Source organism: Jeotgalibaca sp. PTS2502 (assembly GCF_001975685.1).
Lineage (GTDB): Bacteria > Bacillota > Bacilli > Lactobacillales > Aerococcaceae > Jeotgalibaca > Jeotgalibaca arthritidis.
In genome coordinates, this window is sequence record NZ_CP019433.1 from 2,247,238 (window position 1) to 2,268,738 (window position 21,501).

Below are 21,501 nucleotides of genomic sequence, written 5' to 3' on the forward strand. Positions count from 1 at the left end.
AATCTCCTTAAGCGATACTTAGCGCTCACTTTCAACCTTTCGTGCTTCATTTTTAAGAACATCATCGATAATCTGATCAAGGGTGGTCGTTTCAAGAACCTGTTCGAGCGCACGTTGAGCACTAATAAAAATAGGATCAATTGTCTCTTGGATATTTCTGCCAACGATACAGTTGGGATTTGGATTGTCGTGGATGCTGAACAATTCATTGTCGTTCACAACATGAACGGCTTTATAAACATCAAGCAAGCTTATCTCAGCTAGTCCCTTTACAAGTTTAGCGCCTGCTACACCGGGGCGAACGCTAATTAAATGTGCTTTCTTTAGCATACCCATAATCTTTCTAATCATAGCTGGATTGGTATTAACGCTCTTGGCTAAACGTTCTGACGAACTGATGTCATCTTTATTAAGTTCAATTAGTGTGAGTATATGGATGCCAACTGAAAATCTACTGCTAATCGACATAATCAGTCTCCTTTCTATCAAAAAGCTGTCACTCTCTTAGTTACAAGTCTATTATAGCGCAAAAAACGTGATTTGTTGACATCACCCTAGCTTGTAACTATAATGATTACAAGTTAGAGTTTGTACTAAAAGTAAGTGGGAGGAAGAAACATGAAAATTGGAATTATTGGTGCCAGCGGAAAAGCAGGACAGTTGATCCTAGAAGAAGCAGCGACCCGTGGGCACGAAGTTACAGCGATTGTCAGAGACAAAACGAAAGTAAAAAATACAGAAGTAGCTGTCATTGAAAAAGACATTTATAGTCTGACAAAAAATGATACCACTCAGTTTGACAGTATCGTAAATGCGTTTGGTGCGCCTATCGGTGAAGAACAAGCTCACGTTGATGCAGGACATGCTCTAATTGAAGCTGTTAAGGGAACAGATACACGAATCATTGTCGTTGGTGGAGCAGGAAGCTTGTATGTAGACGAAAACAAGACGCTTCGTGTCATTGACACACCAGATTTTCCAGATGCGTTTAAACCAACCGCAAACGGACAAGCGAGAAACTTCGCTGAGCTCCAAAATACAACGGATGTGAAATGGACATTTATTAGTCCATCTGCCGTATTTGATGCAGACGGAAAGAGAACAGGATCATATCAAACAGGCAAAGACCAACTCCTTGTGAATTCAAAAGGGGAGAGCTACATCAGCTATGCAGACTACGCTGTTGCTGTTTTGGATGAAATAGAAAACTCACAACACATCAATGAACGTTTTACGGTTGTTGGTGAGAATGAATAGATTGAGAATATGGACGAAGACACTTCCGATTTTGGGAGTGTTTTTTTAGTAGACTAGGGGATTATACGTTCAGCCATCAATGTCTAGCTCCCAAGTCCTGACCTAGTGAAAAAAAGATAAATTTGCCCCATTGCGCGCTTCGCTGCTCGCTAACGCATATCATTCGACTAACCCGCTGAAGCGTGAAGTCTCCTGACAATTCAGGGTCAAATTTCCTATTTTTTCATAGGCCAAGGCGGACTTATCCGCAAAACAAAGATCAGATGGTGAGTTTGAAGAGGTGGATGACGATGTCGATTGGCATGGTAGTGTATGAGGCTAGTATCTTAGTCGTTATCTTAAATGGGATGCGCTTATTACGGTATCGGTGAATAAAGGTGTCAAACTTGATGCGGGTCAATTTTTTATCGATTCAATTCATTTATAATGGGGTTATCAGATAGAAATAAAGGAGAATGCCACATGAAAAAAGCAGTTATTCAACTGGAAACATTAGCCTGTCCATCCTGTATGCAAAAGATTGAGAATGCCGTCAAGGGATTAACAGGTGTTGACCAATCCAGTGTTAAAGTGCTGTTTAATGCGAGTAAAGTACGTCTAGATTTCAATTCAGCCTTAATCGAACTAGCTGACATTGAAAAAGCCATTGAAAAATCAGGTTATCAAGTGCTTAAATCTAAACTGAAGCCAGCCTAAATAACAAGGAAAGAGTGAGAAAAATGTCTGAAAAAACAGTTATTAACCAAATGAATCAATATGATGAGACACTAGATTTATATACTCATGCGATTAAGCGTGCGCATGGCGACCATCATCCAGAGGTTTTTGAAATAAGAGAGCTCTTTGAAACAATGAGACAAAAAATAACAAACGTAGCAGAGGGTCAGCTTTATTTAAATGAGGAATTTAATCGACTTAGAACGATTACGCATGATTACAGTGTTCCAGACGATGTTTGTCAAACCTATGAGAAAACAGTTGAGATGTTGTCAGAATTAGATAGAATATACTATGAGTAGAGTTGTTTAAAAAAAGGAGATGTTATTTTGGATCAAGACCAACACTGCCATCACCACCATGCACCCTGTGTTCGGATTGTACCGATTTTTAATCATTTAGAAGATGAGCAAATGGCTATTATTGCCCGTTCTGCCAAGTCCCGTCATTTGAAGAAAGGAGAAATCCTGTTTCGAGCCAACGAAGGGGGAGATACGTTGTATATTATCCATTCGGGAAAAGTTCGGATGTACCATTTGTCGGAATCAGGCAAGGAACAATTGGTTCGTATATTGAATCCGGGTGACTTTACAGGTGAATTAGCTATTTTTCAAGCAACGAGCCGCCATGAAAACTATGCCGAAGCTCTACTAGATACCGATGTTTGCTTAATTAAGCGAGAGGATTTGCAAAAATATCTCGTCGATTATCCGCAGATTTCATTGAAGATTCTATCGGAACTGACGATGCGCTTGAAAGAGTCAGAAAAACAAACGACCCAAGTTGCAATTGAGCAGGTTGAAAATCGCATTATCTCATTTTTAGCTGAGAATGTTGGTCAGGATAGTGGCAATAGCCCAACTGTTACCTTACCCATGACCAAAAAAGATTTAGCTTCCTACCTGGGAACCACCCCCGAAACCATCAGCCGCAAATTCAGAGACTTAGAAGAACGGGGACTCATTGAACAGCTTTCCCAAAAGACCATTAAAATCGTTGATTTAGATGAGTTGTTGCTTGATAGTTAATAATCAATACTCAAAGAAACGCCTCACACCACTACGAATAGGTGGTATGAGGCGTTTTTCTAGTCGACTGACTCGTTTTTATGCCTCTACTCGACATTTTACCGAGATTGGACTAGTCAAAATGTTAAGATGATTCACATAAAGTTTGTCTTGCGCCGACCACTTTTTACCCCTATACTATTGAAGGCATAGGTAGTTATTGAGAAGAGGGTATATCATGAATAAAAAAGAAAAAATGCAAGCACTGATTGCTAGCAAAAAAAGTAGCGGCAAAGTAAAGCATAAAACAACTGCTCCTAACGACGGCAAGTTTATGCGCAAAGCTCCTATTTTGCATAAATAAAAATGAATAAGCAAAAGCCTCCTATTTTTAATAAGAGGCTTTTTACTTATTGAAGAAGTTATTTTTTCTTTTGAATCACCATTTTGGTTGCTTCCATTAAGACAACGGCAACAACGGCTAGGCCAGCTGCAATGCTGAATGAGGTCCAACCAAACACTGCAGGGATAGAGAAAATGCTACGAATAGCAGGGAGTAGAGTCAATCCGTAAAGAGAAATCGATAATCCAACGGCTGCTAGAATGGCTTTATTAGAGAAGAAGCCTGCTTGAACAGCGGTTTGTGAATTCGAACGAGCTGGAAAACTTTGCAAGGTACGAGATAGAATCAAAGTTGTAAAGGCCATTGCGACACTTAGTTGTGGCGATTGTTGCAGGCCGATAAACTGGGAAATGATAACAGCCACTGCAATCAAGCTCCCGCGGTAAATGACTGAAACCAATGTATCCCCAGAAAAAATGCCTTCTTTAGGATTACGTGGCTTGCGTGACATCACGTCTGGTTCACCTTTTTCCATTCCCAGAGCAATAGCAGGGAAGGAGTCGTTCACTAAGTTGATAAAAAGGAGCTGGATGGCGGTAAAAGGGTTAGCCCAATCCATGATTAAGGCGAAAATAATCGCAATAATCGCACCTAGGTTACCTGCGAATAAATAGGCAACAGCTTTTTTAATATTGGCAAAGACATTTCGACCAACTTCAACTGCTTTAATAATAGAGACGAAATTATCATCGGTTAGGACCATAGCTGCGGCATCTTTGGCTACGTCAGTCCCACTTCCCATCGCAATCCCGATGTCGGCTTGTTTCAAAGCAGGGGCATCGTTGACGCCGTCGCCAGTCATAGCTGAAACATGACCTTTTCGTTGCCATGCCCGTACGATACGGATTTTATTTTCGGGCGATACACGCGCATAAACCGATACTTTTTCCAAAATAGAATCGAGTTCGTGGTCGCTTAAATGATCCAGTTCATTTCCGGTTAAAGCTAAATCATCTGCTTCAGCGATACCAATGTCCTTAGCAATCGCTTGCGCTGTCGTTTTATGATCACCTGTAATCATAACCGTTTTAATACCTGCGCCTTTAGCTGCTTCAACGGCAGCAAACACTTCTTCACGAGGCGGATCAATCATGGCAAGTAAACCAACAAAAATTAACTCATTTTCATCGTCAAAGGACAAATCACCGTCATGCGATAGAGGTTTATAAGCCATAGCCAGAACACGAAGGGCACGTTTGGCAAAGGCTTCATTTTGTTCTTGAATGGTTGCCAAGCGTTCAGGCGTAAGTGGCAGAACTTCGCCATTCACTAAGACAGATTGACTACGGTTGAAAATAACATCGGGACCGCCTTTTGTAAGTAAGACACGTTCGCCGTTTATTGTATGGCGGGTAGACATGAGTTTTCTTTCTGAATCAAAGGGTAATTCTGCTTCACGCGGTGCCTTATCACGCAAGTCAGCGGCTGACTGATTTAATTTTTGACTAAAGGCAACCATAGCGACCTCAGTTGGATCACCTAATTCATTGCCATCAGCACTAATCGTCGCATCATTTGCGAGAACGGCAATGTCCATTAAGCGCCTCTCATCCATGCTCCAGCTTTCTGGTTGACTACTGAACGAGCCTGTTTGACCATTTGCTAAATACGTATCAACAACCGTCATTTTATTTTGCGTCAGTGTTCCGGTTTTATCAGTTGCAATAATGCTCGTTGAGCCTAATGTTTCTACGGCAGGTAATTTACGAATAACGGCATTTTTCTTGGCCATCGTTTTCGTACCGATTGAGAGAACAATAGTGACGATCGACTGCAAAGCTTCGGGAATAGCTGCTACAGCAACTGCAACTGCGAACATGAAGGCGTTAAGCAGGGCCATGCCTGCATCTTGTGAGCCGTCGATAAAAATACGAGCAAGTTGAATCGCTAAAATGACAAGCGATAAGAGTAAAATCCCTAGACCAAGTCGTTTGCTAAAGTGATTTAAGTTTCGCTGTAGCGGTGTTTCTTGTTCATCGGCATTAGAAAGTAAGGTTGCAACTTGTCCAATCTCGGTATCGTTTGCTGTTTCGGTAACGATATAATTAGCACGACCGTAAACAACCAGTGAGCCACTGTGGACCATATTTAAGCGATCACCAACGGGAACAACTCCTGTAATATCAATGACGTCTTTCTCAACAGGCTCTGATTCACCAGTTAGCATTCCTTCGTCTACTTTTAGAGAGCTTTCTACCACTAGGCGGCCGTCTGCTGGAATGTAGTCACCCGCATCTAATATCACCATGTCGCCCGTGACTAATTCACGAGTCGGCACGGTTATTTTTTTACCATCACGCATAACTTTTGCTTCAGGAATGGACAACCTTTTTAAAGCATCCAGCGAGCTTTCTGCTTTACGGGTCTGAACGACGCTGACGATAGCGTTCAATAGCAACACCGCAAAAATAATGAGTGACTCGAGCGGATGGCCCATAACCATTTGAATAGTTGCAACGACTAATAGGACAATCACCATCGCATCTTTAAAGGTATCCATAAATAATTTAAAAAGAGACGCTTTTTCCTGAGACGCCAACTCATTGTAGCCATGAGTAGATAGGCGTTTTTTTGCTTCGTCAGAAGATAGGCCATTTTCAGATGTTTGCAGTTCCGATAATAGGTGGCTCAAGGATTTCTGGTAACTTGGCAAGTGGTAATCTTTCTCGGGCGACGGTTGGTTAGGTGTTTGTTGGTTTAATGTATTAATCTGTGGATGAATGTGTTGTTTTTTCATTTATCAAAGTCCTTTTCTATTTTTAGTTTTTTGTCAGTTTGATTCATTCAGTCGTTCGGTTACACCGTAGACACCTCCGGGTAGCTAAAAAGGGAGAAAAAAAGAGACTCATGCACCAATCTATCCTCTTAGGATAAATGGGCATAAGTCTCACTAATTAAGGCAAGCACAGATGATCGTGGATCAACTTATTGTTGACACTTGCCACAGCCGAAGCCGCTAGTTACTCCCTTATACGGGCTACTGATTAAGTTCTTACATAATATACTATAGCATTTAAAAAAATGCAAGAAAAAGATTTAGTGAAAAATATCTATTGTTAAAAAGTAAACGAAAGTATATAATGTTTGTAAAATAATAGACGTTATAAGGAAGTGTTTAAAAATGGATGTAAATGAGTTGTTTTGGGAATCATCAATTGAGGAAATATCTAATGGTTATAAAAAGGTAGATGACTGCTATACGTGTTTGCTATGTGGCGAGGCGTTTATGGATGGTATTATTTATCAAGTCGATGAGCAATTTTATGAAGCAAGTAAAGTTGTCCAGCTTCATCTTCATATGCAACATGACTCGGTCTTTGATTACTTATTAAAACTAGACAAAAAATACACTGGCTTATCGGACCATCAAAAAGAGCTGATGTGTTATTTCAAAGTGGGCATGGCTGACAAAGAGATTGTAGAGAAAATGGATTTAGGAAGCAGCTCTACCGTTCGAAACCATCGTTTTAAATTGAGGGAAAAAGAAAAACAAGCAAAGGTATTTTTAAGTTTGATGAGCTTATTAAATGATAAGGAAAAGAAACAAACAGAGGAACGTTTGGTTCATTTCCATAAGGGGGCTAAGATGGTGGACGACCGTTATATCACAACCGAAACAGAACGGGAAAAAATCCTGGCAACTTTTTTCAAAGATAACAAGTTGACTGTTTTTCCAAGCAAAGAAAAACGCAAGCTGATTGTTCTGCAACACATAATCACTTTTTTTGATAAGGATAAGCGTTACACGGAAAAAGAAGTGAATACAATTGTGAAAGACATCTATCCTGATTTTGCGACTATTCGACGTTATTTGATTCAATACGGCTTTATGGATCGGAATCAGGATTGTACCGAATACTGGGTAAAGGGGTAGGCGAGGATGAATATTGAATTGACACGTTTTAGAGTAAAGAGTGGTCAAACCGCTATGGTGGATGAGTGGCTGGCATTTTTAAATGAACATATGGCGGACGTCTTAGTAACGCTCGAAAATGAAAAAATGTATGTGGAAACAATCTTTAGAGAGGTGTTAGACGGTCAGGAGTATCTCTATTGGTACTCTGTTCAAGGCGAAGGTGGTCTGGAAGTGGAAGAATCAGACCATTGGATTGACAAGAAGCATCTCGAATATTGGGAAGCCTGTATCGATAAAACCTTTAGACCCGTCGATTTATCGACAGAAGTTGTCATGATTCCCCACCACATTCAGACAGCTATGGTAAAATAAACCTAATATAAAGAGGGAGCAAACATGGACATCAAAGCGATCTACAGCGATTTACCACAACTTGAAACAGACCGGCTCATTCTTCGAAAGTTAAAAAAAGAAGATGTTTCAGACATTTATGAATACGGCTCCAACGATCAAGTGTCTCAATGCACCACTTGGCCGACTCATCAAACACTGGCTGATTCACAACCCTATTGGGGAAAAGGCTTGATGACTGAGGCTGCAAAAGAAGTGATTCGTTTTGGCTTTCAACAGATGGATTTAGTTCGTATTCAAGCCAAATGTTTGACTAAAAACATTGGATCGAGACGAGTTATGGAAAAGGCTGGTATGACCTATGAAGGCACGCATCAAAAAGGTTTGAAAATATAAGGTCAACACTGGGATGTTCATGTTTGCGCCATTGTTAAATAAAGGAGGGGTTGGCTATGTCATCGATTCTATTTCAGCCTATTGATCAAACGAACGAAGAAGCAGTCAAATCACTTCGTATCAAAAAAGAGCAAGAAGAGTTTATTGAATCAGTAGCAGATTGCCTTAAAGAGGCAGAAGAAGTAGAAGAGTGGCAAACTGTAGCGATTTACTTTGATGATAGGCTTGTTGGTTTTGCGATGTATGGGTCGTTTGGCCCTAAACGGGACACATGGATTGACCGAATAATAATCGATCAGGCTTATCAGGGTAAGGGAATTGGGCGAGGCGCTATGCTAGCGCTAATTGACCGCGTTAGCAAGCTCTATGATGTTCATACCATCTATTTGAGTATCATCGAAACCAATCACGCTGCCCACCATTTATATAAAAGTATTGGCTTTAGCTATATCAACGAAAAAGATCCGAACGGCGAATTGATTTTTAAATATACGAAATTAGAATAGAGGAAACCAATGTACACAGATAAAGAAGTGACGATTCGTCCAATTGAAGATAAAGATTTGAAGCGCTTATGGGAATTAATGTATAAGGAAGAGGCACCCGAATGGAAAAAATGGGATGCGCCCTATTTTCCACATAAAGCAGTTGCTTACGATGTCTTTTTAACAAAAGCAACGAATTGGATCAATGAAAAAGATATTTGGGGAATCTGTCTGAATGATGAATTAATCGGAGTAGTGACCTATTACTTTGAGGATCAACAAAAGCATTGGCTCGAGTTGGGGATTGTTATTCATGAAGGCCAAAATTGGGGCAAAGGAATAGGAACGCGTGCTTTGAAAATGTGGATGGATCATGTTTTTCAATCGGTTGAGGTTGCTCGTGTTGGCTTGACGACTTGGTCAGGAAATGCGCGCATGATACGTGCTGCTGAAAAGTTAGGGATGCAGATGGAAGCGCGTATTCGAAAAGTCCGATTCTATGAAGGCGAATATTATGACTCGATTCGAATGGGTATCCTAAGAGAAGAATGGCAACAATAATAAAGAGGTTCAGCTGCAGAAATGTACTTGAACCTCTTTATTTACAAAAAATCCAGAGGTTCAGTGCTTGAAAGTAGCTTGAACCTCTTTATTTAAAAGGAATTCAGAGGTTCAGCGCTCAAAAGTAGTTTGAACCTCTTTATTTATAAAAAATCCAGAGGTTCAGCGCTCAAAAGTAGTTTGAACCTCTTTATTTAAAAGGAATTCAGAGGTTCAGCGCTCAAAAGTACTTTGAACCTCTTTATTTACAAAAAATCCAGAGGTTCAGCGCTTGAAAGTAGTTTGAACCTCTTTATTTATAAAAAATCCAGAGGTTCAGCGCTCAAAAGTAGTTTGAACCTCTTTATTTATAAAAAATCCAGAGGTTCAACGCTCAAAAGTAGTTTGAACCTCTTTATTTAAAAGGAATTCAGAGGTTCAACGCTCAAAAGTAGTTTGAACCTCTTTATTTAAAAGGAATTCAGAGGTTCAGGTGCAGAAATGTACTTGAACCTCTTAATTTACAAAGAATCCAGAGGTTCAGTGCTCGAAAGTGGCTTGAACCTCTTAATTTATAAAAAATCCAGAGGTTAAGCATCGAAAAGTAGTTTGAACCTCTTTAATTATCCCAAAAATAGAGGTTCAACCACGAAAACTCACTTGAACCTCTGAATTTCTCCAAAACCATCCAGTAATCATCCTATTGCGATGGCACACAACATATCCAAATCGTCACTGCATTACTTTTGTGCAAGCGCCTAATTTTTTTCTCTTTTTTGTGAATAGTATTGAAATGAAACGTTATTTAGAAGATGCTAAACGCTTAGTTTATTCAGCGGATGGGAGTCGTGTATACAACCCAAATGAAAGAACAATCTGGGTGAAAATTGACGATCAAGTGCTAGAAATCGAGTCAGGGCACCATCAATTATAGAAATATTAATAATTCACAAGAAACTTCCCCTTTTAAGATTAAAATCTGTTAAGATAGATGAAAGAATTTCTCATGGGAGGTTATGGAATGAGTTTCACGGCTTTGAGTAAACATATTAATATGGAATCAGTCAAATCAATTTCAAAATTAACAGAAAAAGAAGCTGCTAAAAAAGCAGCCCGAGATGAAGAATTACGCGCGATTATTGAAGGTAGAGACAAGCGCTTTTTATTAGTCATGGGACCTTGTTCCGCAGACAATGAAGACGCAGTCTTGGAGTATGCGAGACGTTTATCTAAATTACAGGATGAAGTAAAAGATAAAGTTTTTATCGTTCAACGCGTTTATACTAATAAGCCACGAACAAATGGCGATGGCTACAAAGGTTTATTGCACCAACAAGATCCTGCAGGCGAAATTAACTTAGTTCGTGGTATGGTAGCTGTTCGTAAAATGCACAAACGAGTGCTTACTGAAACGGGTCTGACAACAGCAGATGAAATGCTTTACCCAGATAATCTACAATTTGTAGAAGATTTAGTGAGCTATCATGCAGTAGGGGCGCGTTCTGTTGAAAACCAACAGCACCGTTTTGTCGCAAGTGGGATTGACCATCCAACCGGTTTGAAAAATCCAACAAGCGGCAATATCAATGTGATGTTCAATGCTGTTTATGCAGCTCAACAAAAACAAGAATTAATGTACAACGGTGCAGAAGTAGAAACGAGCTCTAACCCCTTGGCCCATGTTATTTTACGTGGTGGCTTAACCGATGCTGGGGAATTTGTACCTAATTACCATTACGATGACTTGTTGAAAACAATTAAGGCTTACCAAAAAGGAAACTTTAAAAATCCGTTTATTATGATTGATACGAACCATGATAATTCAGGTAAAAACTACAACGAGCAAATTCGTATCGTTCAAGAAGTTCTAACCAACCGGGACTGGAACGAAGACATTAAGGAATATGTTCGTGGCTTTATGATTGAAAGTTATTTGGAAGACGGCCGTCAAGAACCGGGCGGGAGCGTATTTGGCCAGTCGATTACTGACCCATGTTTAGGCTGGGAAAAATCAGAAGCACTAGTCAGATATATTGCGGACCATGTTTAATATGGCAGAATTATATTTGCGTTTTCCAACACGAGCAGACGGCGACAAGGTCATGGCTTATCGACAATCTTTTATTGATTCAAACGACTCCATGGATGGCACATCTGGCTTAGCTGATTATGACAATTACGATGATTGGTTCGTTCAGATTGAACTGTTTCAGAAAAAGGAAACCGTGCCAGCTGACAGAGTGTTATCTGATACCTTTTTAGTTGTTCGAAGAGAAGACGACGCCATTATTGGAATGGTCAATAACCGTTACGAATTAAATGATTATCTATTAGCGTTTGGCGGCCATATTGGCTACAGCGTTAAACCGTCAGAGCGCCGTAAAGGCTATGCTAGCCAGTTACTTCATCTGGCACTAGACCATTACCGTGCGAGGGGCATTGACCGTGTCCTTTTGACCTGTGACAAAGACAATATCGCCTCTGCCAAAGTCATTCAACACAATGGTGGCCAGCTAGAAGATGAACGCCAAGAAAACAATCGCATCACTCAACGCTATTGGATAGCTGTTTCCTAATGGGAGCAGCTATTTTTGTTTTTTTTTAAAATAAACAAGGTGAGTGCCTCGACTACGCTTGCGCCAGCCAAAAAAGAGAGGTTCAGCGTACGAATTGCCTTGAACCTCTTAATTTCCTCATAATCCAGAGGTTCAGCGACTAAATAAGCTTTGAACCTCTTAATTTCCTCATAATCCAGAGGTTCAGTGGCTAAATAAGATTCGAACCTCTTAATTTTCTAAGAATCCAGAGGTTCAGCGACTAAATAAGCTTTGAACCTCTTAATTTCCTCATAATCCAGAGGTTCAGTGGCTAACCAAGCTTTGAACCTCTTAATTTCCTCATAATCCAGAGGTTCAGCAGCTAAACTAACATTGAACCTCTTGATTTTCTTATAAAACAGCCTAAAACTAGTCCTAAAATTTTTTACAGTCATCTACATCTTCTTAAAACAATTCCGACAAGTTCAATACTCACTAAATCGCCGCACCACTCTTTTAGCAACTTTGGGCTAGGTTTGACATCTGGAAAAAGTAGTTCAAATTCTGCAATCATCCTGCTTACCGCTACAGACTTGCTTTCTCGGCAGCCACACTTGTCACAAACTAAATTTCGATGGCGACTGATGGTATAGGTCTTGTCGCAGTCTAAGCAGAATATCCCCTTATTCAAAGATTCAAAAGAGTATTTTGGCAGTTTTTCATAAGGATTACGCTTTAATTTTATATTTTCTAAATAGCTGCCAATCCGATGATGATAGTCAGTCAAAGGCCCTGAGACCTTCTCCAGATAATTGAAATAGTTGACGAGTTGCGACAGCAACACAATAGGTAAATCGGATTGATTGCCATACAAGCAAAATTGCTCGTGGGTAAAAATTAATTTCCGTTCAATCGGCATGTTGATGCCGCCATCTTTCAGAATAGCCTCCAGCACATTACTCGCTCGGTGGAGTTGAATGAGTGGGTTTGACCCTAACTTCTCTTTTTTTCGGTCGTAAAATTCGCCGTCTTGGTAAGTGTAACTGCCTTTGTAATGTTTGACATCCAATAATAAAATACGATCAGATAAAATAATGACAAAATCCAACTGAGTCGTGACGCCACGTGATAAAAGTAAATCATGGCAGACTAGCATAGGAAACGAGCAACGTTTAAGCTGAGCGAAGAGATAGGCCTCACCGTCATAGCCATCTTTTTGGCGTAGGTAATGTGGGTCATTTTCTGTCAATCGTTTGTTTAAATAATCATAACTAGTTAAATAATCTGATTTTTCTAGCATTTCAACACCTCCTATAATAAAATACGCAAAACCATCACTATTCCGTTTTATTCCCAGAATATTAAAATTAAATTAAAAATAACATTGACAAGTGAGAGTATTTTCATTAATATAATCTTATATTAATAAAAGGGAAGGAGAGAATAGATACATGGATTCGGTTAAATCAATCAACATCTTGGATATTTTATTATTAAGCGCGTTATTAGACTTGTAGAATTAGTCTTTATAAGGAGCTTAATGACCATGCTTGCTGTAAAGATTATTTTTTTCAAAAATGACATCTAAGCGGGCAATGGATAAGAATCTAGGACATGTATCAGTTCTTTCGTTCTATGCAACTATAAACCCCCGACTTAGCAACAGGTCGGGGGTTATTTTTGTATAGCAATCACACTACAGATAGAGAGGAATAACAACGATGACAGCAGACAAATATGTAAAATGGAACGGCACACCACAAACTGAGGCAATTGAACTATTAAAAACAGGCGGAAAAACAATCGTATGTCCCACAAAAGTAGGGTATATCATTGGTACGACAGATCGAGCGGGGCTAGAGCGAAAATTCTCAGCTAAAAACCGTAAGCGTAACAAACCGGGCGTTGTTCTCATTGGATCACTTGAACAATTGGATGCTTTAGCTGAAATGACTCCTGCTATTCGCGAATTCTATGAAAAATGTTGGCAAGAAGATGTGCTACTAGGCTGCATTTTACCTTGGAAAGAATCTGGTAAACAGTATATTCCAAATGATGGTTCGTCTGAATTAATGACAGACGTTCGCGGCACAAGCTGTTTTGTTATTAAATTTGGCGTTCCTGGTGAACAAATTGCCGCAGCGCGTTGGAGTGACGGAAACGGCATGTTCTTTGCTAGTTCTGCTAATCCTTCTGGAAAAGGAAACCGTGGTGTGGTTGCAGGAATTGGTGAACGTATTGAAAATGAAGCAGATTTAATTATTGAAGGCGACGACTATGTGCGTTCGATTCAACCAGAAAAAACAGTTGAAACACGCTACGAACAAGGTGTGATGATTTCTTTCGTTGATAAAGAAGGAAAGCTTGTGCCTGACCAAGGTGACCAACGTTCTGTTACACCAGCGCCTGTTTTAATCCGTAAAGGGTTGGATGTTGAACGTATTATGATGCACTTGTCTGATGGTTATAACTCATGGGATTACCGCCACGGTGAATACTACTAAAGCCCAATTACATTAAAAAGGAAAGTAGGGAGGAATCATTAATGAAGCAAACACTATTTGACAAAGTCTGGCAGCAACATGTGTTAACGGGAGAAGAAGGCAATGCCCAGCTGTTATATATTGACTTGCATATGATTCATGAAGTTACTACGCCTCAAGGGTTTGAGAGTCTACGTTTAGAAGGTAGGAAATTAAGAGCTCCCGACAAAACCATTGCGACTATTGATCATAACGTCCCCACTAAAAATATTTTTACTATTAAAGATGCCATTTCAAGAAAACAAATCGAAACCTTGCAAAGAAACTGCCACGAGTTTGGTATCGAGCTGATGGATCATGGGAGTGAAGGGCAAGGGATTGTTCATATGATTGGACCGGAGCAAGGTGCCACGCAACCTGGTAAAACAGTGGTCTGCGGCGATTCCCATACCGCCACGCACGGTGCTTTTGGAGCCATCTCATTCGGGATTGGCTCCTCAGAAGTGGAGCACGTTTTTGCGACACAAACACTTTGGCAAAAGAAACCAAAAAATATGGGCATCAAAATTACCGGGCAACTACAGAATGGTGTTTATGCAAAAGATATTATGCTGCATTTGATTCACTCTTATGGAACTGATTTTGCGACCGGCTATGCGATCGAATTTTATGGAGACACGGTTAGTAGTCTATCGATGGAAGCACGAATGACCATGTGTAACATGGCGATCGAATTTGGAGCTAAATATGGCATGGTCGCACCAGACCAAAAAACCTTTGATTATTTAAAAGGAAGACCTAAGGCGCCGAAAGACTTTGACCGTGCCGTCGCATATTGGGAGACACTGTATTCAGATCCGGATGCTGCCTTTGACTATGTTTTAGAAATCAATGTATCCGAATTGGCCCCTTATGTGACATGGGGAACAACGCCAGCTATGGGTCTACCGTTTGGAAAAGCATTTCCAGAGATTAGTGACCATAATGATGAGCGTGCCTACCAGTATATGGAGTTGAAGCCGGGCATGATAGCGACAGATATTCCGCTACAGTATATTTTCATAGGTTCATGCACCAATGCACGTTTAGAAGATTTGATTGAGGGTGCGAAGTATATTAAAGGTCGTAAAGTAGCTGATCATATTTCAGCTTGGGTTGTTCCCGGTAGTCGGCCTGTTAAACGTGCCGCTGAAAAAATGGGAATTGCTCAGCAATTCATTGACGCAGGCTTTGAGTGGCGAGAGCCGGGATGTTCAGCTTGTATTTCTATGAATGCGGACCGCGTACCACCAAAAACACATTGTGCTTCCACAACCAACCGTAACTTTGAAGGCCGACAAGGCAAGGATGCGCGCACACATTTATGTAGTCCTGCTATGGCTGTTTTAGCAGCTGTTAAAGGATACTTTTATGATACGCGGCTAGACGATAGGGAGGTGCCAGCACTATGAGAGCTTTTACCGTTCATACCGGTAAATCGGTGGCGATTATGGAAGATAATATTAATACTGACCAAATTTTACCGAGTGCCTATTTGAATCGTATTGAAAAAACAGGTTACGGCGAATTTCTTTTTGATAACTGGCGTTATTTATCGAAAAATCCAAGAGTTGATAATCCTGACTTCATCTTGAATCATCCAGATCGAAAAGAAGCATCCATCTTAATTACAGGAGATAACTTCGCTGGCGGGTCTTCAAGAGAACATGCTGTTTGGGCATTGAATGATTACGGCTTTAGAACTGTCATTGCCGGCGGTTTTAGTGATATTTTTTATATGAATAGTTTGAAAAACGGTTTGCTTGCACTTACTTTACCGTTGGAAGACCGCCAAGAACTTTCCTCGTTAACAAGCGAGGAGACAGTGACGGTAGATTTAGAAAAACAAATTGTGAGCTCTCCTTATAAGGAATATCCTTTTACAATAGAAGAAGAATGGCGCCACAAATTACTAGGCGGCATTGATGATATCACCGAAACAATGACTTACGAAGAATTGATAACCGCATATGAAGAAAAATGGAATGATTTTTTTGCCTTTAAGTAAAAGGAATGCAGAACCTCTCTAATTATACTAGGGGGTTCTGTATTTTTTTCTGGCAGACTAGGGGATTATAAGTTCAGCCATCAATGTCTAGCTCCCAAGTCCTGACCTAGTGAAAAAAGATAAATTTGCCCCATTGCGCGCTTCGCTGCTCGCTAACGCATATCATTCGACTAACCCGCTGAAGCGTGAAGTCTCCTGACAATTCAGGGTCAAATTTCCTATTTTTTCATAGGCCAAGGCGGACTTGTCCGCTTTTCTTATTTGTGTTTTTCGAAAACCCCTGGCTACGCCGGGGGTTCCAAAGAGCTTCCAGCGTGGGGCAAAAAAACCTCCTTTTATGCTAGAATATGGCTGGTTTCCCGACCGGCACATTCACAATAAAAGGAGGTCGTCCCATGCAGGACAAGAATAGTTTAGCACACAGCAAATGGAGATGTAAGTATCATATTGTTTTTGCCCCAAAATATAGAAGACAAATCATTTATGAAAAGTACCTCTAAAGCATCGGTCAGATTATTCGCGAACTTTGCGAGCGAAAAGGTGTCGAAATCCATGAAGCAAATGCTTGTCGGGATAATATCCACCTGTTGGTTAGTATCCTGCCTAAGCTGAGTGTTTCCCAATTCATGGGTTATTTGAAAGGTAAGAGTAGCTTAATGATAGTCGATCGGCACGCCAATTTGAAATATCGGTATGGTAATCGGAAGTTCTGGTGCCGTGGATACTTTGTGGACACCGTGGGCCGGAATAAAGAACAGATTCAAGCGTATATTCGAAATCAGCTGAAAGATGATTATATGAGTGATCAATTGACGCTTTTTGAAGAGTTTGATCCATTCACCGGAGAAAAGAATAAGAAAAAATAAGAGATTCTTTAGAATCAGCGCGTGAATGTGGTGCAGGAGGGAGACTTTTCAGTAGGCCTTTCAGGCCCAGGCCGGCAATAGAGGCTTTCAGCCGAAGAGCAAGAGAGTGGGAAAAAAGGCGTTTAGCCCCGAATCGTTGGACCGAAAAAACGCAGGGTGGTCGTAGACCATCCGAGTATTATTCGGGAAACGCATGTCGGGGCTGCCTTTTTGAGCACGTTTGCGCAACAATTATTCGTATATAAAAAAGGGACTGGAGTTATTTCCCAGTCCCTTGATTATTATGGTTTGATGTAGGCGTAACCCGCACTTTGAAGCTCAATGAGATCAAGTACACCTGCTGGAACGATAACGACATTTTCTGGAAGCTGTTCCTTCGTTATATTGTTAGCATGGAGAGCATTATTGCAAGCATGAAAGTGAACTCCAGACATTTTAATAAAGGAGAGATGTTTCTCTTCTAGAAATCCATTGATTGCGATTCCGTTGACTAAAATGACAGTGTCTATTTCTGGAGCGATTTTTACCAGGTTTTTGACGTTTTTTGTAGTTTCTTCCCATTTCTTTAATTCATCGATATGAAAGACAACTTTCATAATAACACCTTCTTTTTAATTCTTTTCTACCTTTTTCGAAAGGCTGCTTCAACAAATCCAAGAATGTAAGTTTCTAAATTTTTTGAACCTTCTTTTCTTTTTTTCAATATGTATATATGAGAATCGAACAATAATCCTACTAACAAAAATTAGGTATGGTGAGACTCCTGTGGAAAGATCCTTTTTTATTTTTGCCATGAGTTCATTAAAGGGGTTGCTTCTGTAATCAGCGGAGGAGAGATTCAGAATAAGGTTTAGAATTTTTTTGTTTTACTATAGTAGAAGCGATAAATAACAAAAAGTAAAAAAGATGGAATGATAAGGTATTTTTACCGTATCATTCCATCAAAGAAACCTTTCTGAATTTTAAAACGTCTTAAATTAAATTGTTTCTAAATGCTGTTTCTTTTTGTGAGTAAAGAAGAGAATCATGCAGATATTACTTATTAGTAATAATGCTACAAATAAAAAAACATCTGCTCTTATTGTACCTCCAATGGAAATAGATTGTCTCAAGGCATCAATTGCATAGGTCATTGGTAAGAACCGGTAAATACTTTGGAAGAAGTTATTTGATAAAACAATTGGATAAGTTCCTCCTGAACCTGCTAATTGTAGGATCATGAAAAGTAGCATGACGAATGAACCGACTTTTTCTAATAAAAGATTGAACAGCGTTACGATTGACATAAACGTCAATGATTCTAAAATCAAGAAACCGAAAACTCTCAAGGGATGGAGGGTAGTCATTCCTAAAATATTTGTTAAAACAAGGAATACAAGAGCAGCTTGCAAGATAGCAACAATCCCTAAAACAGACATCTTGCTTGCCCACCATCCGATAGCTGAACTTGGCTTTTTCTTTGGATCGAAAGCATCATACATCATATTGACAGTTAATGAACCGATGAATAATGCTACAGACATCATATAAGGCGCCATCGAGGTACCATTATTTGCAACTCTGGCTTTATCCTCATGCATTGTTTCAATAGGTTCTGAAACAGCCTTAGCCGATTTTTTATCGGTATTGATTTGCTGAATTTGTTCAGAACTTGCAGAGAAACGTTCACTCAATTGTGATAGTCCCGTTTTCACTTCTCTTAACGAATGTGTCACTTGCTTTTCGCCATCTGCCAATTGTGTGCTGCCGTGAGCGATTTGAGATGCTCCCAAAGTGAGCTGACTCGTGCCCGAAACAAGATGATCGCTGTTTTCAGTTAACTCCTCGATGCCTGCTGATAATGATTTTGATCCGGTCAAAAGGGCGTTTACTCCTTCATTTAATGCTGGAATACCATCATTTACGGTTAATAGCCCTTCAGATAAGGAAGTTGCACCCTCTGTTAAAGTTGGAGAGTTCTGCATTAGTTGGCTCGTCCCGTCTTTCAAAGATTGGCTACCTGCCTGCAATTGTTGTAAGGAAGCAACTAAAGCAGGGATACGATTGTTTAACTGACTGGTTCCGTCAGCGATTGCTTGAGCAGCGGGTGCCGCTTGCATTTGGATATTGTATAAACCATTGACTGCAGCAGTCAAAGCTGTTGTTGCTGCGGAACTACTAGTAGACAATTGGTCAGCTCCGGATTTTAGTTCACTGACTTTGTCCATGGGGATATTTTCTAGAGCAGACAAAGCATTAGCAAGATTTTGCAGATCAACTTGTGAGCTGCTTAAGGCTGACATAATTCCTGAAGTATCGATTGATAAACGATCCGCAGCTGCTTCTGTATTGCTCATCTGATTTTGCATGGTTGACAGAACCAAAGATTTTTGTTCATCTGTTAAAGATAAGCCGCTTTCTGTCAAAGCTTGTATAACTGCGATTGCATTCGTAGCCAAATCTTCTTGGTAACTAACTTTGAGCGTATCTTTAGCCGCATCCAAATTAGCATTTAATTGAAAAATACTTTCCTGCATGAGTGCTAAATCATTGCTGATAGCTGGGAAGAAGGCGGTGATTTGGTCACTGTTATTTAAGCTGCTTAAATCCAAGTCGGTAAGAATTTGAGAGACTTGTTGAACATAGGACTGAACACCCACAACATAATTCGTTAATTGTTCTTTATCTTCTGCACTCATAGTCACTGCTTGTAAACTTTCAGCTAATTTTTGAGCACCATCATTTAGCTCTTTGGTTTGGTCTGGAAAAGATTTCGTTTGTTCCACCACTTGACTAAGACCATCGTTTAATTGTGATGTACCACTATTGATTGTATCAACGCCATTTGTATACTGTTGAATCCCTGAAGTTAATGAACGAGCACCGGAACTCAAATCTCCCATTCCCAAACTTAATGTTGGAAGTTGACTGGACAGTGAACGAATCCCACTCGTTAATTGATTAGCGCCATCATTTACTTGATCAACACCCGTTACGTATTCTTGCAAGCCAGCTTGAAGTGTTTGGCTGCCTTCCGAAAACTCCAATGAACGAGCGGCTAATGTTTCTAGATTTTCTTGAATCATTTGAGAGGCATCTGTTAATTTGGCAGTACCATCTTCTAATTTTTGGCTCCCCTCTGCTGCTTCTGTCATACCTAGCCCGATTTTATCGAATTGCTTCAAAAGTGTTTCACTGTACATTTCAGTAACTTCTGCAGAAACTTGGTTCTTTAATTCAGTCACAGCAGAATCTGCCATCTTAGAGGCGATTAGATTGTGGCCTTCTGAAGTTTGATAATCGATCACCATTTTTTGCGGATTATCTGTTAATAATGTCGTAGCATTCTCAGAGAAGTTTTCTGGAATGGTAATAATTAAATAGTAATCACCATTTGATAGTCCTGTTTCTGCTTCTTCAGCAGAAACAAAATGGTAATCCAAACTCTCATTTTCTTTCAAGTTGGTTATCAATTCATTTCCAATCTCCAATGTTTGTTCTTGAAAGGCTACCGCTTGATCCTTATTTACAACAGCTACAGGCAAATTTTCAACACTTCCATAAGGATCCCATAATGCTCCTAAAAAAATCAAATTATAAAGTGCCGGAATCAACGCAACGGCACCTAGTACAACCAAAAGAAATTTATGTTTCCAAATAAACTCCCATTCCTTTTTGATCATAAAATATCCCCTCATTTCATCAATATAGCTATGTTTTTTCACAAGTGTGAAATTTTTCAATAGCACATTTTTAGACACTTGTAAAAGCAGCTAATTCATGATAAATTGTATTCGAATAGAAGGCAAGAAACAAAATTTTATATCTGTTTGAATTTAGACAGAAATAAAAAAATGCAAAAGGGCCGTGAAAAAATGAAGTATGATTTATCTAAAAAGCCGACGCGTGGTGCACAACGAACGCTGGAAGCTTTTTCCAAAACGATGTTTGCACTTTTAGCAAAAAAAAGCTTTGAGACCATTAGTGTGAATGAAATTTGCGAAATCAGTAATTTTCCTCGCGCTACATTTTATAACTATTTTGATGATAAGTATGACTTGTTAACCTATTGTTGGTATCTATTGAGCCACGAAGTCAAGATTGAAGAAACTTCTTCTAATTCTTCTCAAAAGATACTAACAGTCTTTTTCGATCGTGTTTACGATTTATTTATGGATCACAGCGAATTATTGAACGGTATTTTCAGGAATAATCCCATCAATAGTCCTTTAATTAATAATTTTAGTGCATACTTAAAACAAATCATGCAAGAAATTTTTTATGAATACCTTGATTTTGACAATAAAAATGTGCCTCTCCAATTAGTTGCAGACCATTTTAGTAATACCGTGATGTTAATTTTAGAGGCAATCTTTTTAAAACAACAACCAATAAGTCTAGAACAAGCTCACGAATACATGCATTACCTTGTGGGACACCTATTAGTGGATTCTCCAAGTGACGAAGGATGAGGAAATTTCATTTTTCAAATCAATAAATAACCTTCGATTATCTTCATCTGTTAGCTCGAAAATATTATTTACGTTAACTGCATAAAGTCTACATTTCTTTTACTT

General features: G+C 39.6%; 22 protein-coding genes and 1 pseudogene. 18 read left to right on the forward strand and 5 right to left on the reverse strand.

Going from position 1 to position 21,501, the window contains the following annotated elements; translation table 11 throughout:
• Positions 1–18 precede the first annotated feature (18 nt).
• Positions 19–468: an Rrf2 family transcriptional regulator gene (locus BW721_RS11280; protein ID WP_076768553.1), complete on the reverse strand. Its 450-nt coding sequence runs from the start codon at positions 466–468 to the stop codon at positions 19–21.
• A 150-nt stretch (positions 469–618) separates the two neighbouring features.
• Between BW721_RS11280 and BW721_RS11285 the strand changes: the two genes are divergently transcribed.
• From BW721_RS11285 to BW721_RS12220, 5 genes are all read left to right on the forward strand, one after another.
• On the forward strand, positions 619–1,257 hold the full coding sequence (locus BW721_RS11285) for an NAD(P)-dependent oxidoreductase (RefSeq protein ID WP_076768554.1): 639 nt from the start codon (positions 619–621) through the stop codon (positions 1,255–1,257).
• Between the two features lie 462 nt (positions 1,258–1,719).
• Positions 1,720–1,953, forward strand: a complete 234-nt coding sequence (locus tag BW721_RS11290; RefSeq protein WP_076768555.1) for a heavy-metal-associated domain-containing protein — start codon at positions 1,720–1,722, stop codon at positions 1,951–1,953.
• A gap of 23 nt (positions 1,954–1,976) precedes the next feature.
• The gene (locus BW721_RS11295; RefSeq protein WP_076768556.1) at positions 1,977–2,276 is read left to right on the forward strand and encodes a hypothetical protein; all 300 of its coding nucleotides are present in this window, start codon (positions 1,977–1,979) and stop codon (positions 2,274–2,276) included.
• Positions 2,277–2,303: 27 nt separating this feature from the next.
• The gene (locus BW721_RS11300) at positions 2,304–3,002 is read left to right on the forward strand and encodes a Crp/Fnr family transcriptional regulator (protein WP_076768557.1); all 699 of its coding nucleotides are present in this window, start codon (positions 2,304–2,306) and stop codon (positions 3,000–3,002) included.
• Between the two features lie 217 nt (positions 3,003–3,219).
• Positions 3,220–3,345: a hypothetical protein gene (locus tag BW721_RS12220; RefSeq protein ID WP_257787742.1), complete on the forward strand. Its 126-nt coding sequence runs from the start codon at positions 3,220–3,222 to the stop codon at positions 3,343–3,345.
• A gap of 58 nt (positions 3,346–3,403) precedes the next feature.
• On the opposite strand, the gene BW721_RS11305 is transcribed toward BW721_RS12220, so the two are convergent.
• Complete coding sequence (locus BW721_RS11305) at positions 3,404–6,121, reverse strand: cation-translocating P-type ATPase (protein WP_269466482.1); 2,718 nt, start codon at positions 6,119–6,121, stop codon at positions 3,404–3,406.
• Positions 6,122–6,505: 384 nt separating this feature from the next.
• On the opposite strand from BW721_RS11305, the gene BW721_RS11310 reads away from it, so the two are divergent.
• The 8 genes from BW721_RS11310 (at position 6,506) to BW721_RS11340 (ending at position 11,588) form a co-directional block, all read left to right on the forward strand.
• A complete protein-coding gene (locus tag BW721_RS11310; RefSeq protein WP_076768558.1) occupies positions 6,506–7,258 on the forward strand; it encodes a DUF2087 domain-containing protein in 753 nt (250 codons plus the stop codon).
• A 6-nt stretch (positions 7,259–7,264) separates the two neighbouring features.
• A complete protein-coding gene (locus tag BW721_RS11315) occupies positions 7,265–7,612 on the forward strand; it encodes a DUF6176 family protein (RefSeq protein WP_076768559.1) in 348 nt (115 codons plus the stop codon).
• 24 nt (positions 7,613–7,636) lie between these two features.
• Positions 7,637–7,987 carry a GNAT family N-acetyltransferase gene (locus BW721_RS11320; protein WP_076768560.1) on the forward strand — a complete coding sequence of 117 codons (351 nt, stop codon included), beginning with the start codon at positions 7,637–7,639 and terminating at the stop codon, positions 7,985–7,987.
• Between the two features lie 56 nt (positions 7,988–8,043).
• Positions 8,044–8,493 (forward strand): GNAT family N-acetyltransferase, encoded by a 450-nt coding sequence (locus tag BW721_RS11325; protein WP_076768561.1) that lies wholly within the window; start codon positions 8,044–8,046, stop codon positions 8,491–8,493.
• Between the two features lie 9 nt (positions 8,494–8,502).
• Positions 8,503–9,033, forward strand: coding sequence for a GNAT family N-acetyltransferase (locus BW721_RS11330; RefSeq protein WP_076768562.1), 531 nt, complete (start codon positions 8,503–8,505; stop codon positions 9,031–9,033).
• A gap of 772 nt (positions 9,034–9,805) precedes the next feature.
• Positions 9,806–9,946, forward strand: a complete 141-nt coding sequence (locus tag BW721_RS11875) for a hypothetical protein (RefSeq protein WP_156892250.1) — start codon at positions 9,806–9,808, stop codon at positions 9,944–9,946.
• Between the two features lie 87 nt (positions 9,947–10,033).
• Positions 10,034–11,062: a 3-deoxy-7-phosphoheptulonate synthase gene (locus BW721_RS11335; RefSeq protein WP_076768563.1), complete on the forward strand. Its 1,029-nt coding sequence runs from the start codon at positions 10,034–10,036 to the stop codon at positions 11,060–11,062.
• A 1-nt stretch (position 11,063) separates the two neighbouring features.
• Positions 11,064–11,588, forward strand: a complete 525-nt coding sequence (locus BW721_RS11340) for a GNAT family N-acetyltransferase (protein WP_076768721.1) — start codon at positions 11,064–11,066, stop codon at positions 11,586–11,588.
• Positions 11,589–12,000: 412 nt separating this feature from the next.
• Here the strand turns inward: BW721_RS11340 and BW721_RS11350 are convergent, their stop codons facing one another.
• Positions 12,001–12,849: a nuclease-related domain-containing protein gene (locus tag BW721_RS11350; RefSeq protein WP_076768565.1), complete on the reverse strand. Its 849-nt coding sequence runs from the start codon at positions 12,847–12,849 to the stop codon at positions 12,001–12,003.
• 421 nt (positions 12,850–13,270) lie between these two features.
• On the opposite strand from BW721_RS11350, the gene BW721_RS11355 reads away from it, so the two are divergent.
• From BW721_RS11355 to tnpA, 4 genes and pseudogenes are all read left to right on the forward strand, one after another.
• Positions 13,271–14,053, forward strand: coding sequence for an L-threonylcarbamoyladenylate synthase (locus tag BW721_RS11355; protein ID WP_076768566.1), 783 nt, complete (start codon positions 13,271–13,273; stop codon positions 14,051–14,053).
• A 41-nt stretch (positions 14,054–14,094) separates the two neighbouring features.
• Entirely contained in the window at positions 14,095–15,483 is a 1,389-nt protein-coding gene (gene leuC / locus BW721_RS11360) for a 3-isopropylmalate dehydratase large subunit (protein ID WP_076768567.1), read from the forward strand.
• The gene (gene leuD / locus BW721_RS11365; RefSeq protein WP_076768568.1) at positions 15,480–16,079 is read left to right on the forward strand and encodes a 3-isopropylmalate dehydratase small subunit; all 600 of its coding nucleotides are present in this window, start codon (positions 15,480–15,482) and stop codon (positions 16,077–16,079) included. The genes leuC and leuD overlap by 4 nt, the downstream gene beginning before the upstream one ends.
• A gap of 395 nt (positions 16,080–16,474) precedes the next feature.
• A pseudogene (gene tnpA, locus BW721_RS11370) lies at positions 16,475–16,945 on the forward strand (IS200/IS605 family transposase).
• A 281-nt stretch (positions 16,946–17,226) separates the two neighbouring features.
• Here the strand turns inward: tnpA and BW721_RS11375 are convergent.
• Together BW721_RS11375 and BW721_RS11380 are read right to left on the reverse strand one after the other, a co-directional pair.
• On the reverse strand, positions 17,227–17,541 hold the full coding sequence (locus tag BW721_RS11375) for a DsrE family protein (protein ID WP_076768569.1): 315 nt from the start codon (positions 17,539–17,541) through the stop codon (positions 17,227–17,229).
• A 381-nt stretch (positions 17,542–17,922) separates the two neighbouring features.
• Entirely contained in the window at positions 17,923–20,607 is a 2,685-nt protein-coding gene (locus BW721_RS11380; protein ID WP_076768570.1) for a YhgE/Pip domain-containing protein, read from the reverse strand.
• A 171-nt stretch (positions 20,608–20,778) separates the two neighbouring features.
• On the opposite strand from BW721_RS11380, the gene BW721_RS11385 reads away from it, so the two are divergent.
• On the forward strand, positions 20,779–21,396 hold the full coding sequence (locus BW721_RS11385; protein WP_232222924.1) for a TetR/AcrR family transcriptional regulator: 618 nt from the start codon (positions 20,779–20,781) through the stop codon (positions 21,394–21,396).
• Positions 21,397–21,501 lie beyond the last annotated feature (105 nt).

Bases quoted from the DNA above. Each gene is read 5' to 3' on its own strand.
- BW721_RS11285 (WP_076768554.1), top strand. From the start codon at position 619: ATGAAAATTGGAATTATTGGTGCCAGCGGAAAAGCAGGACAGTTGATC.
- BW721_RS11385 (WP_232222924.1), top strand. From the start codon at position 20,779: ATGCAAAAGGGCCGTGAAAAAATGAAGTATGATTTATCTAAAAAGCCG.
- BW721_RS11875 (WP_156892250.1), top strand. From the start codon at position 9,806: ATGAAACGTTATTTAGAAGATGCTAAACGCTTAGTTTATTCAGCGGAT.
- leuD (WP_076768568.1), top strand. From the start codon at position 15,480: ATGAGAGCTTTTACCGTTCATACCGGTAAATCGGTGGCGATTATGGAA.
- BW721_RS11375 (WP_076768569.1), bottom strand. From the start codon at position 17,541: ATGAAAGTTGTCTTTCATATCGATGAATTAAAGAAATGGGAAGAAACT.
- BW721_RS11335 (WP_076768563.1), top strand. From the start codon at position 10,034: ATGAGTTTCACGGCTTTGAGTAAACATATTAATATGGAATCAGTCAAA.
- leuC (WP_076768567.1), top strand. From the start codon at position 14,095: ATGAAGCAAACACTATTTGACAAAGTCTGGCAGCAACATGTGTTAACG.
- BW721_RS11355 (WP_076768566.1), top strand. From the start codon at position 13,271: ATGACAGCAGACAAATATGTAAAATGGAACGGCACACCACAAACTGAG.
- BW721_RS12220 (WP_257787742.1), top strand. From the start codon at position 3,220: ATGAATAAAAAAGAAAAAATGCAAGCACTGATTGCTAGCAAAAAAAGT.
- BW721_RS11315 (WP_076768559.1), top strand. From the start codon at position 7,265: ATGAATATTGAATTGACACGTTTTAGAGTAAAGAGTGGTCAAACCGCT.
- BW721_RS11330 (WP_076768562.1), top strand. From the start codon at position 8,503: ATGTACACAGATAAAGAAGTGACGATTCGTCCAATTGAAGATAAAGAT.
- BW721_RS11305 (WP_269466482.1), bottom strand. From the start codon at position 6,121: ATGAAAAAACAACACATTCATCCACAGATTAATACATTAAACCAACAA.
- BW721_RS11310 (WP_076768558.1), top strand. From the start codon at position 6,506: ATGGATGTAAATGAGTTGTTTTGGGAATCATCAATTGAGGAAATATCT.
- BW721_RS11325 (WP_076768561.1), top strand. From the start codon at position 8,044: ATGTCATCGATTCTATTTCAGCCTATTGATCAAACGAACGAAGAAGCA.
- BW721_RS11295 (WP_076768556.1), top strand. From the start codon at position 1,977: ATGTCTGAAAAAACAGTTATTAACCAAATGAATCAATATGATGAGACA.
- BW721_RS11320 (WP_076768560.1), top strand. From the start codon at position 7,637: ATGGACATCAAAGCGATCTACAGCGATTTACCACAACTTGAAACAGAC.
- BW721_RS11340 (WP_076768721.1), top strand. From the start codon at position 11,064: ATGGCAGAATTATATTTGCGTTTTCCAACACGAGCAGACGGCGACAAG.
- BW721_RS11380 (WP_076768570.1), bottom strand. From the start codon at position 20,607: ATGATCAAAAAGGAATGGGAGTTTATTTGGAAACATAAATTTCTTTTG.
- BW721_RS11280 (WP_076768553.1), bottom strand. From the start codon at position 468: ATGTCGATTAGCAGTAGATTTTCAGTTGGCATCCATATACTCACACTA.
- BW721_RS11290 (WP_076768555.1), top strand. From the start codon at position 1,720: ATGAAAAAAGCAGTTATTCAACTGGAAACATTAGCCTGTCCATCCTGT.
- BW721_RS11350 (WP_076768565.1), bottom strand. From the start codon at position 12,849: ATGCTAGAAAAATCAGATTATTTAACTAGTTATGATTATTTAAACAAA.